Genomic DNA, 14,351 nt, shown 5'->3' with positions numbered 1-14,351 from the left:
GTCCGGCCGGTGGGCGGCCAGGATGCGGGTGGGACGGGTGCCCGGCCGGCCGGTGGCCGTACGGGTGTTCGGTCCGCCCCGCACCCCGGTTGTGCGGTTGTCGGTACCGAATGACAGGCTTGCCCCGGGACCGACCGGAGCCAACGGGAACCGGACCGCCAGGAACGAGGAGGAGGACACCGCATGACCACCGGTGAGCCGGCGGGCCCGCCCGTGCTGCGCCACCACCGCGACAGCCTGCTGCCCGCCGTCGCCGCCGCGCTGTCGCCCAAGGGCGGCGAGGTGCACACCCTGGCGGGCGACAAGGACGACCGGCGCCCGGTCCTGCACCCGCTGGTCGGCGAGTTCCTGGACACCCTGCCGGTCGAGGCCCGCGAACGGTTCACCGGCCGCTGCCCGGAGGCCGTCCTGCTCTCCCAGTACCTGACCACGGTCGACGGGAAGCGCTCCAAACGCGCCGCCCGCAAGCCGATGAGCCTGCAGGAAGCCCGCAAGGCGCTCAAGGGCTCCCGGATGACGACGCTCCGGATCCGCGAGGAAGGCGACCCGGCACACGGCACCCACGCCCCGCCGTGCCGCTCCTGCGCACCGATGCTGGAGCACTTCGCGGTGCAGAGCGTCGCCGTCGGACCGCCGGCGCGCTGAGCGTCCGCACGCCGGACGCCCACGCCCGCCCGCCTCCCGTACGCCTCTCGTACGCCCCCTGTCCCCGAGCCCCGGAGCACGCCCTGAACCCGCCCAGCCCGCCCCCGCCCCCGCCCCCGCCGGCCACCCTCGCCCCGGGCACCCCGCCCCCGGCCGGCCCCACCGGGCGGACCCGCCCGCGCTTCCCCGCCGACGTCGCCGCCGAGCTCAAGGCGGCCGGCTGGCACCCCGGCCGCTGGCAGATCCGGCAGGCCGAGGAGTGGGCCGACGCCCTGGTCGGGCACGGCGGTCCCGGCGGCGTCCCGCACGCGGTGTTCCCGGCGGCCGTCGAGGCCTGGGCGGAGTTCGGCGGCCTCGCCTTCGACCTCTCCGGCCCCGGCCGCCAGTTGGCCCGCACCCCGTTCCTGATCGACCCGATGTGCGGGCTGCACCAGCCGCGCACCCTGTTCGACCTCGGCCGGGCCCTGGGCAGCCGGCTCGCCCCGCTCGGCGAGGAGGCCTACGGGCAGGCGCTGCTGGCCGTCGACGAGGAGGCCCGGGTCTACAGCCTGGACCACACCGGCGAGTGGTTCCTCGGCCACGGCATCGACCAGGCGATCAGCACCCTGGTCCTGGGCACCGCCCCGGAACGGCTGCGCACCGCCGAGGAGTACGGCCGCGCGTACGGCCAGGGCCCGTCCACGCCGGGCTGAGGCGCCTCCCGTGGATCAGGCCGGACCCGCGGCGCCCGGCCGGCCGAGCCGGTCCGCGCGGACGGCCAGCCGGGACGGCAGCACCGCCTCGACCCGGAAGCCGCCGTCCGCCTCCGGCCCGGAGGAGAAGGTGCCGCCCAGCGCGATCACCCGCTCCCGCATCCCGACCAGCCCGTTGCCCCCGCTGGGCAGCTGCGCCGCCCCCCGCTCCCCGCCCGGGCAGGCGTTCACCACGCTCACCCGCACCCCGTTCGGCGCGTACGCCAGCAGCACCGACACCTGCGCCCCGCCCGCGTGCTTGTGGGCGTTGGTCAGCCCCTCCTGGACGACGCGGTAGGCGGTCTGCTCGGCCTCGCCGGTGAACTCCTGCCGGCTGCCGCTGACGGTCAGCGTCACGGCCATCCCGGCCGCCCGGGACTGGTCGACCAGCCGGGGCAGCACGGCCAGCGAGTCCGGCTCCTGCGGCCGTTCGTCGTCCATCCGCAGCACGCCGAGGATCTCGCGCAGCTCGTTCAGCGCCTGCCGGCCCACCTCGCCCATCAGCCTGGCGCTCTGCGCGGCCTTCTCCGGGTCCTTGACGGCTATTCGCTCCAGCGCCCCGGAGTGCACCACCATCAGCGAGACCCGGTGGGCGACCACGTCGTGCATCTCCCGGGCGATCCGGGTGCGCTCCTCCAACCGGGCCCGGCGGGCGCGCTCCTGGGCCTGCTCGGCGAGCAGGTCCAGTTCGGTCTCCAGGCCGTGCGCACGGTCCTTGAGCGACTCGATCAGCCGCCGCCGCGCCCCCACGTACAGTCCGGTCACCACCGGGGCGACGGTCAGTCCGACCGCGACCAGCAGCGACAGCACGACCAGGCCCCACAGCGGGGTCCGCTCCGCCGCGACCGAGTCGTCCGGGGTCATCAGCTGGAGCGCCATCACGGCGCCGGCCTCGGCGAAGGCCAGCCCGGACAGCGCCACCACCCGGCGGCGCCGGGACGGCCACTCCCAGGTCTCCGCCAGCGTGTACAGCGACACCACCAGCAGCAGCACGCCCAGCATCCCGGGCAGCACCAGCAGGGTCGCCACCACCGGCACGGCCGGCCACCGCCGGCGCACCACCAGCGAACCGCCGGCCAGCGTGCCGAGCAGGGCGATCCCGGCCATGCCGAGGACGCTCACGTGCATCCGGGCGGAGAGGAAGGCGATCGTGCTGGCCGAGCACTCGACCGCGGCGAGCAGCGCCAGCCCGACGTCGAGGAGGGCGCTGCGCCGCCGCTTCCACCACCAGAACGACCGGACCGGCACGCGCTCCCCAGGCGACTTGCTCATGCGTGACAGGTTAAGCGGCAACCCCCGCCCTTCCCCACCCGGATTGCCCGGCACACCCCCTACCCCCCTCAAGTGGTCCAGACCACAGGTGGTTTTCGGCAGCCCTGTCCGCCATCCGGCCACCTCGCGGACAGCGACCGCCCCGACACCTATGCTGGTCGCGTCGGACAGCGCGGTCCGCACGCGTCACACCCGCCACACTGCGCGTGGACCTGTGACGATGAGCCGTTGCCGAACCCCACCACCAGAGGGAGCCAGCCGTGACCGCTCCGGTCCCCACCCCGGCGGACAGCCCCACCGTCCTCGCCGCCGGCGCAGCCGAGGACAACTCGGCCCTGCGCGCGGACATCCGCCGCCTCGGCGACCTGCTCGGCGAGACGCTGGTCCGCCAGGAGGGCCCCCAGCTGCTGGGCCTGGTCGAACAGGTCCGCCTGCTCAGCCGCACCGACGGCGAGGCCACCGCCGAACTCCTCTCCGACATCGACCTGGACACGGCCGCCAAGCTGGTCCGGGCCTTCTCCACCTACTTCCACCTCGCCAACGTCACCGAACAGGTGCACCGCGGCCGGGAGTTCGCCACCCGCCGCGCCCGCGAGGGCTCGCTGCTGGCCCAGACCGCCGACCAGCTCGCCGAGGCCGACCCCAAGCACCTCCAGGACACCCTGGCCAACCTCGCGGTCCGCCCGGTCTTCACCGCCCACCCCACCGAGGCCGCCCGCCGCAGCGTGCTCAACAAGCTGCGCCGGATCGGCGAACTCCTCGACCGGATCCACCGCGAGGAGCTCAGCAACGGCCTGGCCGCCGCCGACCCGGCCCGCACCAGCAGCGCCAAGCGCTCCGCCGACCGCCGCCTCGCCGAGGTCATCGACCTGCTCTGGCAGACCGACGAACTGCGCATCGCCCGCCCCGAGCCCACCGACGAGGCCCGCAACGCCGTCTACTACCTGGACGAGCTCTACCGCGAGGCCGTCCCCGAGGTGCTGGAGGAACTGCACGAGGAGCTCGCCCGGGTCGGCCTCAACCTGCCCGACGGCGTGCGCCCGCTGACCTTCGGCACCTGGATCGGCGGCGACCGCGACGGCAACCCCAACGTCACCCCGCAGGTCACCTGGGACGTCCTCAACCTCCAGCACGAGTACGGCATCCAGGACGCCCTCGCCGCCATCGACGACCTGCGCAACACCCTCTCCACCTCCGAGCGGCTGGCCGGCGCCTCGGTCGACCTGCTCGCCTCGCTCAACACCGACCTGCACCGGCTCCCCGAACTCAGCCCCCGCTACAAGCGGATGAACGCCGAGGAGCCCTACCGCCTCAAGGCCACCTGCATCCGGCTCAAGCTGGAGAACACCCGCGAGCGGCTGGCCGGCGGCACCCCGCACGTCGAGGGCCGCGACTACCTCGGCACCCGCGAACTCGTCGCCGACCTGCGGCTGATCCAGGAATCGCTGCGCGCCCACCGCGGCGAGCTGATCGCCGACGGCCGGCTGGCCCGCGCCATCCGCACCATCGAGGCCTTCGGCCTCCAGCTCGCCACCATGGACGTCCGCGAGCACGCCGAGGCCCACCACCACGCCCTCGGCCAGCTCTTCGACCGGCTCGGCGAGGAGGCCTGGCGCTACGCCGACATGCCCCGCGAGTACCGGCAGAAGCTGCTCGCCAAGGAGCTCCGCTCGCGCCGCCCGCTGGCCCCCACCCCGGCCCCGCTGGACGAGGCCGGCACCAAGACCCTCGGCGTCTTCAACACCATCCGCCAGGGCTTCGAGCGCTTCGGCGACGAGATCGTCGAGAGCTACATCATCTCGATGTGCCAGGGCGCCGACGACGTCTTCGCCGCCACCGTGCTGGCCCGCGAGGCCGGCCTGATCGACCTGCACGCCGGGATCGCCAAGATCGGCATCGTGCCGCTGCTGGAGACCACCGACGAACTCCAGCAGGCCGACCGCATCCTCGACGAGATGCTCTCCGACCCCTCCTACCGGCTGCTCGTCTCGCTGCGCGGCGACATCCAGGAGGTCATGCTCGGCTACTCCGACTCCTCCAAGTTCGGCGGCATCACCACCTCCCAGTGGGAGATCCACCGCGCCCAGCGCCGACTGCGCGACGTCGCCCACCGCTACGGCATCCGGCTGCGCCTCTTCCACGGCCGCGGCGGCACCGTCGGCCGCGGCGGCGGCCCGTCCCACGAAGCCATCCTGGCCCAGCCCTGGGGCACCCTGGAGGGCGAGATCAAGGTCACCGAGCAGGGCGAGGTCATCTCCGACAAGTACCTGCTCCCCTCCCTCGCCCGGGAGAACCTGGAGCTGACCATCTCCGCCACCCTCGCCGCCTCCGCGCTGCACACCGCCCCGCGCCAGGCCCCCGAGGAACTGGCCCGCTGGGACGCCGCGATGGACCGGGTCTCCGAGGCCGCCCACACCTCCTACCGCGCCCTGGTCGACCAGGAGGACCTGCCGAAGTACTTCTTCGCCTCCACCCCGGTCGACCAGCTCGCCTCGCTGCACCTGGGCTCCCGCCCGTCCCGCCGCCCCGACTCCGGCGCCGGCCTGGACGGCCTGCGGGCCATCCCGTGGGTGTTCGGCTGGACCCAGTCCCGCCAGGTCGTCCCCGGCTGGTACGGCGTCGGCTCCGGCCTCGCCGCCGCCCGCGCGGCCGGCCTCGGCGACGTGCTGGACGAGATGCACGGCCAGTGGCACTTCTTCCGCAACTTCCTGTCCAACGTCGCCATGACGCTGGCCAAGACCGACCTGCGGATCGCCCGCCACTACGTCGAGCAACTGGTGCCCGGCGAGCTGCGGCACATCTTCGACCAGATCGTCGCCGAGCACGACCTCACCCTGCGCGAGGTGCTGCGGCTCACCGGCGAGAACGAACTGCTGGAGCACAACCCGGTGTTGAAGCAGACCTTCACCGTCCGGGACGCCTACCTCGACCCGATCTCCTACCTCCAGGTCGCGCTGCTGCGCCGCCAGCGCGAGGAGGTCGCGACCGGCCGCCCGGAGGACCCGCTGCGCGCCCGCGCGCTGCTGCTCACCGTGAACGGCATCGCCGCCGGCCTGCGCAACACCGGCTGACGCCCGGCCGAACGCCCCAGGGCCGGTGTCCACTTCCTGTGGACACCGGCCCTGCGTACGTTCCTACTCCGCGGGCTCGCCCGCGCGCCGGCGCTTGAGCCACAGGGCCGCCCCGCCGGCCACGACCACCAGGCCGCCGCCGACCGCCAGCAGCCCCGCGTCGGGGCCGACCGACTCGCCCAGCAGCGGGGCGAACTGCGCCGCCGCGGGCTCCGGCGTGATCGCCGGATCGGGCTCGGCCACCGGATCGGCGTGCGCCACCGCGCCGCTGGACAGCAGCATCCCGGCCGCCCCCAGGGCACCGGCGGTGCCGACCCGTCGTCCGAACTGCTTGAGCCGGACCACCCGGAGCCGCCGGAGTCGGCGGACCGGACGCAATCTGCGCATCGAGAACTCCCCAGGACCCGTTCGCGTACCGGGCCGACGCTATCCGATCCCGCACAGGGTTCTCACACGGATTCAGGTTTACCGGGCAAGCGTTGTACGACTGTTGTGTACCCGGCACACCGTGCGCATGACGTCACGTCAGACGCCGCCCGTTTCAGGAGTTGTACGTGCCCTGCGCCCGCTCCAGCCCCTCGGACAGCAGCGCCTCCACCGCGTCGGCCGAGCGGTCCACGAACCACTCCAGCTCCTTGCGCTCGGTCGAGGAGAAGTCCTTCAGCACGAAGTCGGCGACCTCCATCCGGCCCGGCGGCCGGCCGATCCCGCAACGCACCCGGTGGTAGTCCGGGCCCAGCGACTTGGTGATCGACTTCAGCCCGTTGTGGCCGTTGTCCCCGCCGCCCAGCTTGAGCCGCAGCGCCGCGTAGTCGATGTCCAGCTCGTCGTGGACGGCGATCAGCGCCGAGGCGGGCACCTTGTAGAAGTCCCGCAGCGCCGTCACCGGCCCGCCGGAGAGGTTCATGAAGGACATCGGCTTGGCGAGCACCACCCGCTTGCCCGCCAACCGCCCCTCGGCCACCTGGGCCCGGCTCTTGTGCGCCTTGAACCTGGCACCCATCCGCTGCGCCAGCAGGTCGACCACCATGAAACCGATGTTGTGCCGGTTCCGGGCGTACTGCTCGCCCGGGTTGCCCAGCCCCACCACGAGCCAGGGCCCGTCGTACTCCTCCGCCATGTTTCCCTTCTCCCTCGCGCTCGACTCCGCGCTCGACGCCGTCATCCCGATCATCCTGGACGCACCGCTGCCCCGGCCGCTCCAGGGGAGCGACCGGGGCAGCGTTCGAAAGCTACGGGGTACCGGAGGCTCAGGCCTCGGTGCCCTCGGCCTCGGCGGCCTCGGCGTCGGCGTCGGCCTGCGAGGCCTGGGCGCCGATGACCTGCAGCACGACGGCGTCGGCGTCGACGGCCAGGGTGACGCCGGCCGGCAGGGCGATGTCCTTGGCGTGGATGGAGGCGCCGGCCTCCAGGCCCTCGACCGAGACGGTGACGGACTCGGGCAGGTGGGTGGCCTCGGCCTCGACCGGCAGCGCGTTGAGGACGTGCTCCAGCAGGTTGCCGCCCGGGGCCAGCTCGCCCTCGGTGTGGACCGGGATCTCGACGGTGACCTTCTCGCCGCGCTTGACCAGCAGCAGGTCGACGTGCTCGATGGTGCGCTTGATGGCCTCGCGCTGGACGGCCTTCGGCAGGACGTACTCGTCCTTGCCCTCGATCGGAACGACCAGCAGGGCGTTCGGGGTCTTGAGGGCCATCATCAGGTCGTGGCCGGGCAGGTTCAGGTGAACCGGGGCGTGGCCGTGGCCGTAGACGACACCGGGGACGAAGCCGGCGCGGCGGGCGCGACGGGCGGCACCCTTGCCGAACTCGGAACGGGTCTCAGCGGCAATGCGGATCTCGGACACGACTGCACTCCTCGTGAAGAATGGCGCGGGGGTGCAGGCAACGCGAAAAACCGCCGGGACCACACCCTCAGTACGTTCGGGGGTCACTCGGCGGCAACGACTTCTGCCGACGGACGGAATCCGTTACGGCAGCGCGTCGATCACGGAGTCGGTGTCCGTCGAGCGGGCACACGACATCCCTCGCCGAGCAGTTTCACGAGTCTAACCGCACCGGCCCGCTGCGACGAAATCGGGCCCCCGGCCGACGCCCCCGCCGAACCCGGCACCCCCCGCCGAACCGGCAGCGGCCCCGAACCGGCGGCGGCCCCGGACCGAGGTGGTCCGGGGCCGCCTGCGCGGGGCTTCGTCAGTGCACGCCCTCGAAGAGGCTGGTGACCGAGCCCTCCTCGAAGACCTCGCGGATCGCGGCGGCGATCGACGGGGCGATGGACAGCGTGGTGATCTTGTCCAGCTGGAGCTCGGCCGGGGTGGGCAGCGTGTTGGTGAACACGAACTCGCTGACCCGGGAGTTCTTGAGCCGGTCCGCGGCCGGGCCGGAGAGCACGCCGTGGGTGGCGGCCACCAGGACGTCCGCGGCGCCGTTCTCGAACAGCGCGTCGGCGGCGGCGCAGATGGTGCCGGCGGTGTCGATCATGTCGTCGACCAGGACGCAGACCCGGCCGTCGACGTCACCGACCACGTCGGCCGACAGGATGGTGTTGGCCTGGGTGATGTCGCGGCGCTTGTGGATGATCGCCAGCGGGGCGTCCAGCCGGTCGCACCACTGGTCGGCCACCTTGACCCGGCCGGCGTCCGGCGAGACGACGGTCAGCTTGGAGCGGTCCACCTTCTCGCCGATGTAGTCGGCCAGCAGCGGCAGCGCGAACAGGTGGTCCACCGGGCCGTCGAAGAAGCCCTGGATCTGCGCGGTGTGCAGGTCGACGGCCATCAGGCGGTCGGCACCGGCCTGGCGGAGCAGGTCGGCGACCAGACGGGCCGAGATGGGCTCGCGGCCGAGGTGCTTCTTGTCCTGGCGGGCGTACCCGTAGAACGGCAGGATCGCGGTGATGCTCTTGGCGGAGGCCCGCTTGAGAGCATCGATCATGATCAGCTGTTCCATGATCCACTGGTTGATGGGAGCCGTGTGGCTCTGCATCACGAAGCAGTCCGCGCCACGCGCCGACTCCAGGAAGCGGACGTAGATCTCGCCGTTGGCGAAGTCCAGGGCCTTGGTCGGGACCAGCTCGGTCCCCAGCGCCTCGGCAACCTCCCTCGCCAGCTCCGGGTGGGCACGGCCGGAGAAGAGCTTGAGCTTCTTCTCACCCGACGTCGTGATCCCGCTCACTGCACCGTCTCCTCGTGTTGCGGACGCTGAACCCCGCTCCCGAGGAGGGCAGGCGCAGCCCGCACTCACGAGGGGATCGGGGAATGTCGGTACGCCTGGACACGGGCGGTAAGCCCAGTGGCGCACGTATGTCCCCCAGGTTACGCGCCCGCGCAGAAACCGTCCGCCCCGGGGACCGGCCGACCGGTCCCCGGCGGGCGCGTCAGACCTCGGCCGCGCCGTCGGTCGCGGCCCGCGCGGCCTGCGCGGACACCGTGCCCGGGCGCTTGCGCTCCACCCAGCCCTCGATGTTGCGCTGCTGCGCGCGGTTCACGCCGAGTGCGCCGGGCGGAACGTCGGTGGTGATCACCGAGCCCGCGCCGGTGTAAGCGCCGTCACCGACGGTCACCGGGGCGATGAACATGTTGTCCGAGCCGGTGCGGCAGTGCGCCCCGATGACGGTGCGGTGCTTCTTCACCCCGTCGTAGTTCACGGTGACCGAGGCCGCGCCGACGTTGGTGCCCTCGCCGATCGTGGCGTCGCCGATGTAGGAGAGGTGCGGCACCTTGGCGCCCTCGCCCAGCTCGGAGTTCTTGACCTCGACGTAGGTGCCGACCTTCGCCTTGCGGGCCAGCTTCGCCCCCGGCCGCAGGTAGGCGTACGGGCCGGTGGAGGCGAGCTCGCCGATCTCGGCGCGGTCGGCCGTGGTGTTGCTCACACGGGCGCCGGCGCCGACCAGGGTGTCCCGGAGGGTGGAGTTCGGGCCCACCTCGCAGTCCTCGCCCAGGTGGGTCGCGCCCTGCAGCTGGGTGTTCGGCAGCACCACGGCGTCCGGCTCGTACGTCACCTGGACGTCCATCCAGGTGCTGGCCGGGTCGACCACGGTGACGCCCGCGCGCATCGCCCGCTCCAGCAGGCGGTCGTTCAGCAGCCGGCGGGCCTGCGCGAGCTGGACCCGGTCGTTGATGCCCAGGATGTCCCGGTGGTCCTCGGCGACCACGGCGCCGACCCGGTGCCCGGCCTCGCGCAGGATCTCCAGGGTGTCGGTCAGGTACTCCTCGCCCTGCGAGTTGTCGGTGGTCAGCTCGGCCAGCGCCTCGGTGAGCAGCTTGGCGTCGAAGGCGAACACGCCCGAGTTGATCTCGGCGATGGCGCGCTGGGTGTCGCTGGCGTCCCGCTCCTCGACGATCGCGGCGACGGTGCCGTCCTCGTCGCGCAGGATGCGGCCGTAGCCGAAGGGCTCGGGGACGACGGCGGTCAGCACGGTGACGCCGTTCTGCTGGGCCTCGTGCGAGCGGGCCAGCCGGCGCAGGGTGTCCCCGGTGAGCAGCGGCGAGTCCCCGGCGGTGACGATCACGGTGCCGTCCAGCGTCACGCCGTCGGCGGCCAGCGACTCCAGCGCGGTGCGGACCGCGTGGCCGGTGCCGTTCTGCTCCTCCTGCACGACCGGGCGCACGGCCGGGTAGTGCGTCGCCAGGTGCTCCTCGACCTGCTCGCGCTGGTGGCCGACCACCACGACGAGCTGCCCCGGCGTCAGTTCCCCGGCCGCCGAAACCGCGTGACCCACCAGCGAGCGCCCGCACACCTCGTGCAGCACCTTGGGCACCTTGTTCGACTTCATCCGGGTCCCACCACCGGCGGCGAGCACGACAACGGCGGCAAGCGAATTGGCACCCATGCGGGGAGGCTCCTCATTAGGTTCAAAGAGAGGGCAGAGCAGGCCAGAACGCGGTCCGCACATGTGCTCTGGCAGTTCGAGGATAGTGCGGGGCGGCGAGCCGAAACGCCAGACGCCCGGCCCGCGCATGCCCGCCCGCGGCCGTACTCAGTGCTCCCGGAGGAGGATTCGAACCCCCATAAGCTGGACCAAAACCAGCTGTCCTGCCCTTAGACGATCCGGGACCGGAGCTCCACCGCCGGAGGCCCGGCGGCGCGCTGGGCCAAGACTACGGGGTAGCGCGCCTCACATCTACCACCAATGCCGACCCTCCTGGCCCGTCCGATCCGGGCACGGGAGGGGTTCCGGGTTCATCCATCCAGTCGGGTGAATTCACTCAAGCGCCGCGCGGGGGTGTGTTCCCCTGGACACGGAGCGCAACCTACGATGCCGTAGGTTACGCCAACGTAGGTCCGCTCTGTCCCGTTCCGGGACGCCGCGAAGGGACGCCCATGACCATCCAGGCCGACGAGGCGCACGCGGGGGCCACCGCCCTCCCCGCCCCCTCCCCCGATCCCTCCGCCGACGCCGCGACCCGGCTGTCCGCCACCCGCGGCGGCGAGAAGCAGGGGGCCGCCGAGCGGATCGCGCTCGGCCTCTTCATCCTCGTCCCGTTCGCCGCGCTGGTCGCCGCCGTACCGGTGGCCTGGGGCCGGGGGCTCGGCTGGACCGACGTCGCGGTCACCGTCGCCATGTACTTCCTCACCTGTCACGGCATCACCGTCGGCTACCACCGCTACTTCACCCACGGCTCCTTCAAGGCCCCCCGCCCGATGCGGCTGGCCCTCGCCGTCGTCGGCAGCCTCGCCGTCGAGGGACCGCTGGTGCGCTGGGTGGCCGACCACCGCAAGCACCACCGGTTCAGCGACAAGGACGGCGACCCTCACTCGCCGTGGCGCTACGGGGAGAGCGTCCCGGCCCTGGTCAAGGGCCTGTGGTGGGCCCACATGGGCTGGATGTTCGACGAGGAGCAGACCCCGCAGCTCAAGTACGCCCCGGACCTGGTCGGCGACCCGGCGCTGCGGCGGATCTCCCGGCTGTTCTGGCTCTGGACCACCATCTCGCTGCTGCTGCCCGCGCTGGTCGGCGGTCTGGTGAGCCTGTCCTGGGAGGGCGCGCTGTCCGCCTTCTTCTGGGGCTCGCTGGTGCGGGTCGCCCTGCTGCACCACGTCACCTGGTCGATCAACTCGATCTGCCACGCCATCGGCCGGCGCCCGTTCCGCTCCCGGGACCGCTCCGGCAACGTCTGGTGGCTCGCGGTGCTCTCCTGCGGCGAGTCCTGGCACAACCTGCACCACGCCGACCCGACCTCGGCCCGGCACGGCGTCCTGCGCGGACAGATCGACTCCTCGGCCCGGCTGATCCGCTGGTTCGAGCTGGCCGGCTGGGTCCGGGACGTCCGCTGGCCGGACGCGGAGCGGATCGCCGCCCGCCGCGCCGCATGAGGCGGCGCTTCCAGCATGATGTAGGGGTGAACGGGAGCAGCGCAGACAGCACAGGCGGTCACCACAGCACGCGGACGGACCCGGCGCCCGGAACGGCGCCGGCCCGTCCGCGGGCCGCTGCGGCGCCGGGCGCGGCCCCCGACGGCGGTGCCGAACGGACCGCGGACGGCGCCGCCGACCGGTCCGCGGCCGCCCCGGCCCCGCGCCGCCGGGGCGGCCGGGTCCGGATGACCGGCAAGCAGCGCCGGGAACAGCTGCTGGAGATCGGCCGGACGGTCTTCGCGGAGCGCGGCTACGACGGCACCTCGGTGGAGGAGATCGCCGAGCGCGCCGGGGTGTCGAAGCCCGTGGTGTACGAGCACTTCGGGGGCAAGGAAGGGCTCTACGCGGTGGTGGTGGACCGCGAGATGCAGCTGCTGCTGGACATGGTGACCGGGGCGCTGACCGGCGGGCACTCGCGCGAGCTGCTGGAACAGGCCGCCTTCGCGCTGATGGACTACATCGACACCTCGACGGACGGCTTCCGGATCCTGGTCCGGGACTCCCCGGTGGCCCAGTCGACCGGCACCTTCGCCTCGCTGATCAGCGACATCGCGACCCAGGTCGAGGACATCCTGGGCCTGGAGTTCAAGTCCCGGGGCTTCGACGCCCGGCTGGCCCCGATGTACTCGCAGATGCTGGTCGGGATGGTCGCGCTGACCGGCCAGTGGTGGCTGGAGGTCCGCAAGCCGGACAAGGCCACGGTGGCGGCGCACCTGGTGAACCTCGCCTGGCACGGGCTGGAGGGCCTGGAGCGGCACCCGAGGCTGGTCGGCGACCGCCTGACCTGACCGCCCGTCCGCCCGTCCGTCCGCCCGGCCGTCCGTCCTCACGCCGGGCGACGGGCTACCGCCTGACCCCGACCGCGAAGATCCGCCGGAACGGGAAGACCGTCCCGTGCGGCCCGGCCGGGTAGGCCTCGCGCAGCAGCCGCCCGTACTCGGCGAGGAAGGCGGCCCGGTCGGCCGGGTCGGCGAGCCGGCCGAGGACGGGCCGCAGCGCGGTCCCCTTGACCCACTCCAGCACCGGGTCCGGCCCGGGCAGCAGGGTGCTGTAGGTGGTCTCCCAGACGTCGGCGGCGCAGCCGGCCCCGGCGAGGACGTCCAGGTACCGCCCGGGCGGGTGGACGCCGCCCCGGACGGCGTCGGCGCCGAGGGCGTCGCGCCAGCGGGCGCTGCGGCGCAGTTCGGCGAGCAGGGTGTGGCTGGGGGCCTCGAAGTTGCCGGGCACCTGGACGGCGACCACCCCGCCGGGCCGCAGGGCGTCCGCCCAGCGCGCCAGCACCGCCAGGTGGCCGTCCACCCACTGGAGGGTCGCGTTCGAGGCGATCAGGTCGGGCGCGGCCGGGGCCGGGTCGTAGTCGCGGGCGTCGGCGAGCAGGTAGTCGGCGGTGGGCTCGCCGTCGGTGCGGGCGGCCTCCAGCATCGGGGCGGAGCTGTCGAGGCCGGTGAGCCGGGCCTTCGGCCAGCGTTCGCGCAGGACGGCGGTGGAGTTGCCGGGGCCGCAGCCCATGTCGAGGACCGACGGGGCGGGCTCGTTCGGCAGGGCGGGGACGCGGGCGAGCAGGTCGCGCAGCGGGCGGGTGCGTTCGTCGGCGAAGCGCAGGTACTGCGCCGGGTCCCAGACGGGGCTGGTCATGGTTCACCTCGCAGGTATCTCGACATCAAGATATCGCCGAAAGCCTCGCTGGCACATTTCTCGATGTCAAGAGACTTCACATCGACACATCCACCGATACACTGATCGTCATGGAGGACGAGGTCGACAGGCTGGTCGCGGCGTGGCGCCGGGAGCGCCCCGACCTCGACGTGGAGCCGCTGGAGGTGCTCAGCCGGGTCAGCCGGCTCGCCCGCCACCTCGACCGCGCCCGCCGCACCGCCTTCGCCGAGCACGGGCTGGAGCCCTGGGAGTTCGACGTCCTGACCGCCCTGCGGCGGGCCGGCTCCCCGTACCAGCTCTCCCCCGGCCAGCTGCTCACCCAGACCCTGGTCACCTCCGGCACCATGACCAACCGGATCGACCGCCTCACCGGCAAGGGCCTGGTCAAGCGCCTGCCCGACCCCGACGACCGGCGCGGCGTGCTCGTCCGGCTCACCGACGACGGCCGCGACCGCGCCGACCAGGCCCTGGCCGGTCTGCTCGCCCACGAGCGCGAACTGCTGGCCCAGCTCAGCTCCGGCCAGCAGGGCGAACTCGCCGGCCTGCTGCGGCTGCTGGTCGCCCCGTTCGACAACATCCCGGGCTGACGACCACCGCTGCGGCGTCCGGCCACGGCGCTCCGCTA

Annotated in this window: 13 protein-coding genes and 1 tRNA gene; 6 read left to right on the top strand and 8 right to left on the bottom strand. The window is 73.1% G+C overall.

Annotated features, from left to right (window positions below; translation table 11 throughout):
* Positions 1–183: 183 nt before the first annotated feature.
* Both ACFY2K_RS28480 and ACFY2K_RS28475 read left to right on the top strand, forming a co-directional pair.
* Positions 184–645, top strand: coding sequence for a YwqJ-related putative deaminase (locus ACFY2K_RS28480; RefSeq protein WP_387715173.1), 462 nt, complete (start codon positions 184–186; stop codon positions 643–645).
* Between the two features lie 83 nt (positions 646–728).
* Positions 729–1,337, top strand: coding sequence for an SUKH-3 domain-containing protein (locus tag ACFY2K_RS28475; protein ID WP_387715198.1), 609 nt, complete (start codon positions 729–731; stop codon positions 1,335–1,337).
* Positions 1,338–1,352: 15 nt separating this feature from the next.
* Here the strand turns inward: ACFY2K_RS28475 and ACFY2K_RS28470 are convergent, their stop codons facing one another.
* Complete coding sequence (locus ACFY2K_RS28470; RefSeq protein WP_375892695.1) at positions 1,353–2,648, bottom strand: sensor histidine kinase; 1,296 nt, start codon at positions 2,646–2,648, stop codon at positions 1,353–1,355.
* Positions 2,649–2,908: 260 nt separating this feature from the next.
* Between ACFY2K_RS28470 and ppc the strand changes: the two genes are divergently transcribed.
* Positions 2,909–5,719: a phosphoenolpyruvate carboxylase gene (gene ppc / locus ACFY2K_RS28465; RefSeq protein ID WP_380643363.1), complete on the top strand. Its 2,811-nt coding sequence runs from the start codon at positions 2,909–2,911 to the stop codon at positions 5,717–5,719.
* Positions 5,720–5,782: 63 nt separating this feature from the next.
* Here the strand turns inward: ppc and ACFY2K_RS28460 are convergent, their stop codons facing one another.
* The 6 genes from ACFY2K_RS28460 to ACFY2K_RS28435 all read right to left on the bottom strand — a co-directional run bounded on the left by ACFY2K_RS28460 (position 5,783) and on the right by ACFY2K_RS28435 (position 10,768).
* On the bottom strand, positions 5,783–6,106 hold the full coding sequence (locus ACFY2K_RS28460; RefSeq protein ID WP_375892699.1) for a hypothetical protein: 324 nt from the start codon (positions 6,104–6,106) through the stop codon (positions 5,783–5,785).
* Positions 6,107–6,260: 154 nt separating this feature from the next.
* Positions 6,261–6,839 carry an aminoacyl-tRNA hydrolase gene (gene pth, locus ACFY2K_RS28455; protein WP_375892700.1) on the bottom strand — a complete coding sequence of 193 codons (579 nt, stop codon included), beginning with the start codon at positions 6,837–6,839 and terminating at the stop codon, positions 6,261–6,263.
* A 130-nt stretch (positions 6,840–6,969) separates the two neighbouring features.
* Positions 6,970–7,563 (bottom strand): 50S ribosomal protein L25/general stress protein Ctc, encoded by a 594-nt coding sequence (locus ACFY2K_RS28450; RefSeq protein ID WP_375892701.1) that lies wholly within the window; start codon positions 7,561–7,563, stop codon positions 6,970–6,972.
* 346 nt (positions 7,564–7,909) lie between these two features.
* A complete protein-coding gene (locus ACFY2K_RS28445) occupies positions 7,910–8,887 on the bottom strand; it encodes a ribose-phosphate diphosphokinase (protein ID WP_375892703.1) in 978 nt (325 codons plus the stop codon).
* A gap of 202 nt (positions 8,888–9,089) precedes the next feature.
* The gene (gene glmU, locus ACFY2K_RS28440; RefSeq protein ID WP_375892705.1) at positions 9,090–10,544 is read right to left on the bottom strand and encodes a bifunctional UDP-N-acetylglucosamine diphosphorylase/glucosamine-1-phosphate N-acetyltransferase GlmU; all 1,455 of its coding nucleotides are present in this window, start codon (positions 10,542–10,544) and stop codon (positions 9,090–9,092) included.
* 153 nt (positions 10,545–10,697) lie between these two features.
* Positions 10,698–10,768, bottom strand: a tRNA-Gln gene (locus tag ACFY2K_RS28435).
* Between the two features lie 267 nt (positions 10,769–11,035).
* Between ACFY2K_RS28435 and ACFY2K_RS28430 the strand changes: the two genes are divergently transcribed.
* Positions 11,036–12,028: an acyl-CoA desaturase gene (locus ACFY2K_RS28430; protein ID WP_387715165.1), complete on the top strand. Its 993-nt coding sequence runs from the start codon at positions 11,036–11,038 to the stop codon at positions 12,026–12,028.
* 227 nt (positions 12,029–12,255) lie between these two features.
* Positions 12,256–12,858 (top strand): TetR/AcrR family transcriptional regulator, encoded by a 603-nt coding sequence (locus ACFY2K_RS28425; protein ID WP_375892821.1) that lies wholly within the window; start codon positions 12,256–12,258, stop codon positions 12,856–12,858.
* 55 nt (positions 12,859–12,913) lie between these two features.
* Here ACFY2K_RS28425 and ACFY2K_RS28420 read toward each other — a convergent pair whose 3' ends face one another.
* Positions 12,914–13,705 carry a methyltransferase domain-containing protein gene (locus tag ACFY2K_RS28420; protein WP_387715162.1) on the bottom strand — a complete coding sequence of 264 codons (792 nt, stop codon included), beginning with the start codon at positions 13,703–13,705 and terminating at the stop codon, positions 12,914–12,916.
* Between the two features lie 110 nt (positions 13,706–13,815).
* On the opposite strand from ACFY2K_RS28420, the gene ACFY2K_RS28415 reads away from it, so the two are divergent.
* Positions 13,816–14,313: a MarR family transcriptional regulator gene (locus ACFY2K_RS28415; RefSeq protein WP_360231165.1), complete on the top strand. Its 498-nt coding sequence runs from the start codon at positions 13,816–13,818 to the stop codon at positions 14,311–14,313.
* Positions 14,314–14,351: the final 38 nt, after the last annotated feature.

This window comes from Kitasatospora sp. NPDC001309 (assembly GCF_042896295.1).
Taxonomy (GTDB): domain Bacteria; phylum Actinomycetota; class Actinomycetes; order Streptomycetales; family Streptomycetaceae; genus Kitasatospora.
The sequence above is the reverse complement of the archived record's forward strand: the minus strand, read 5'-3'. Positions and strand labels throughout refer to the sequence as shown.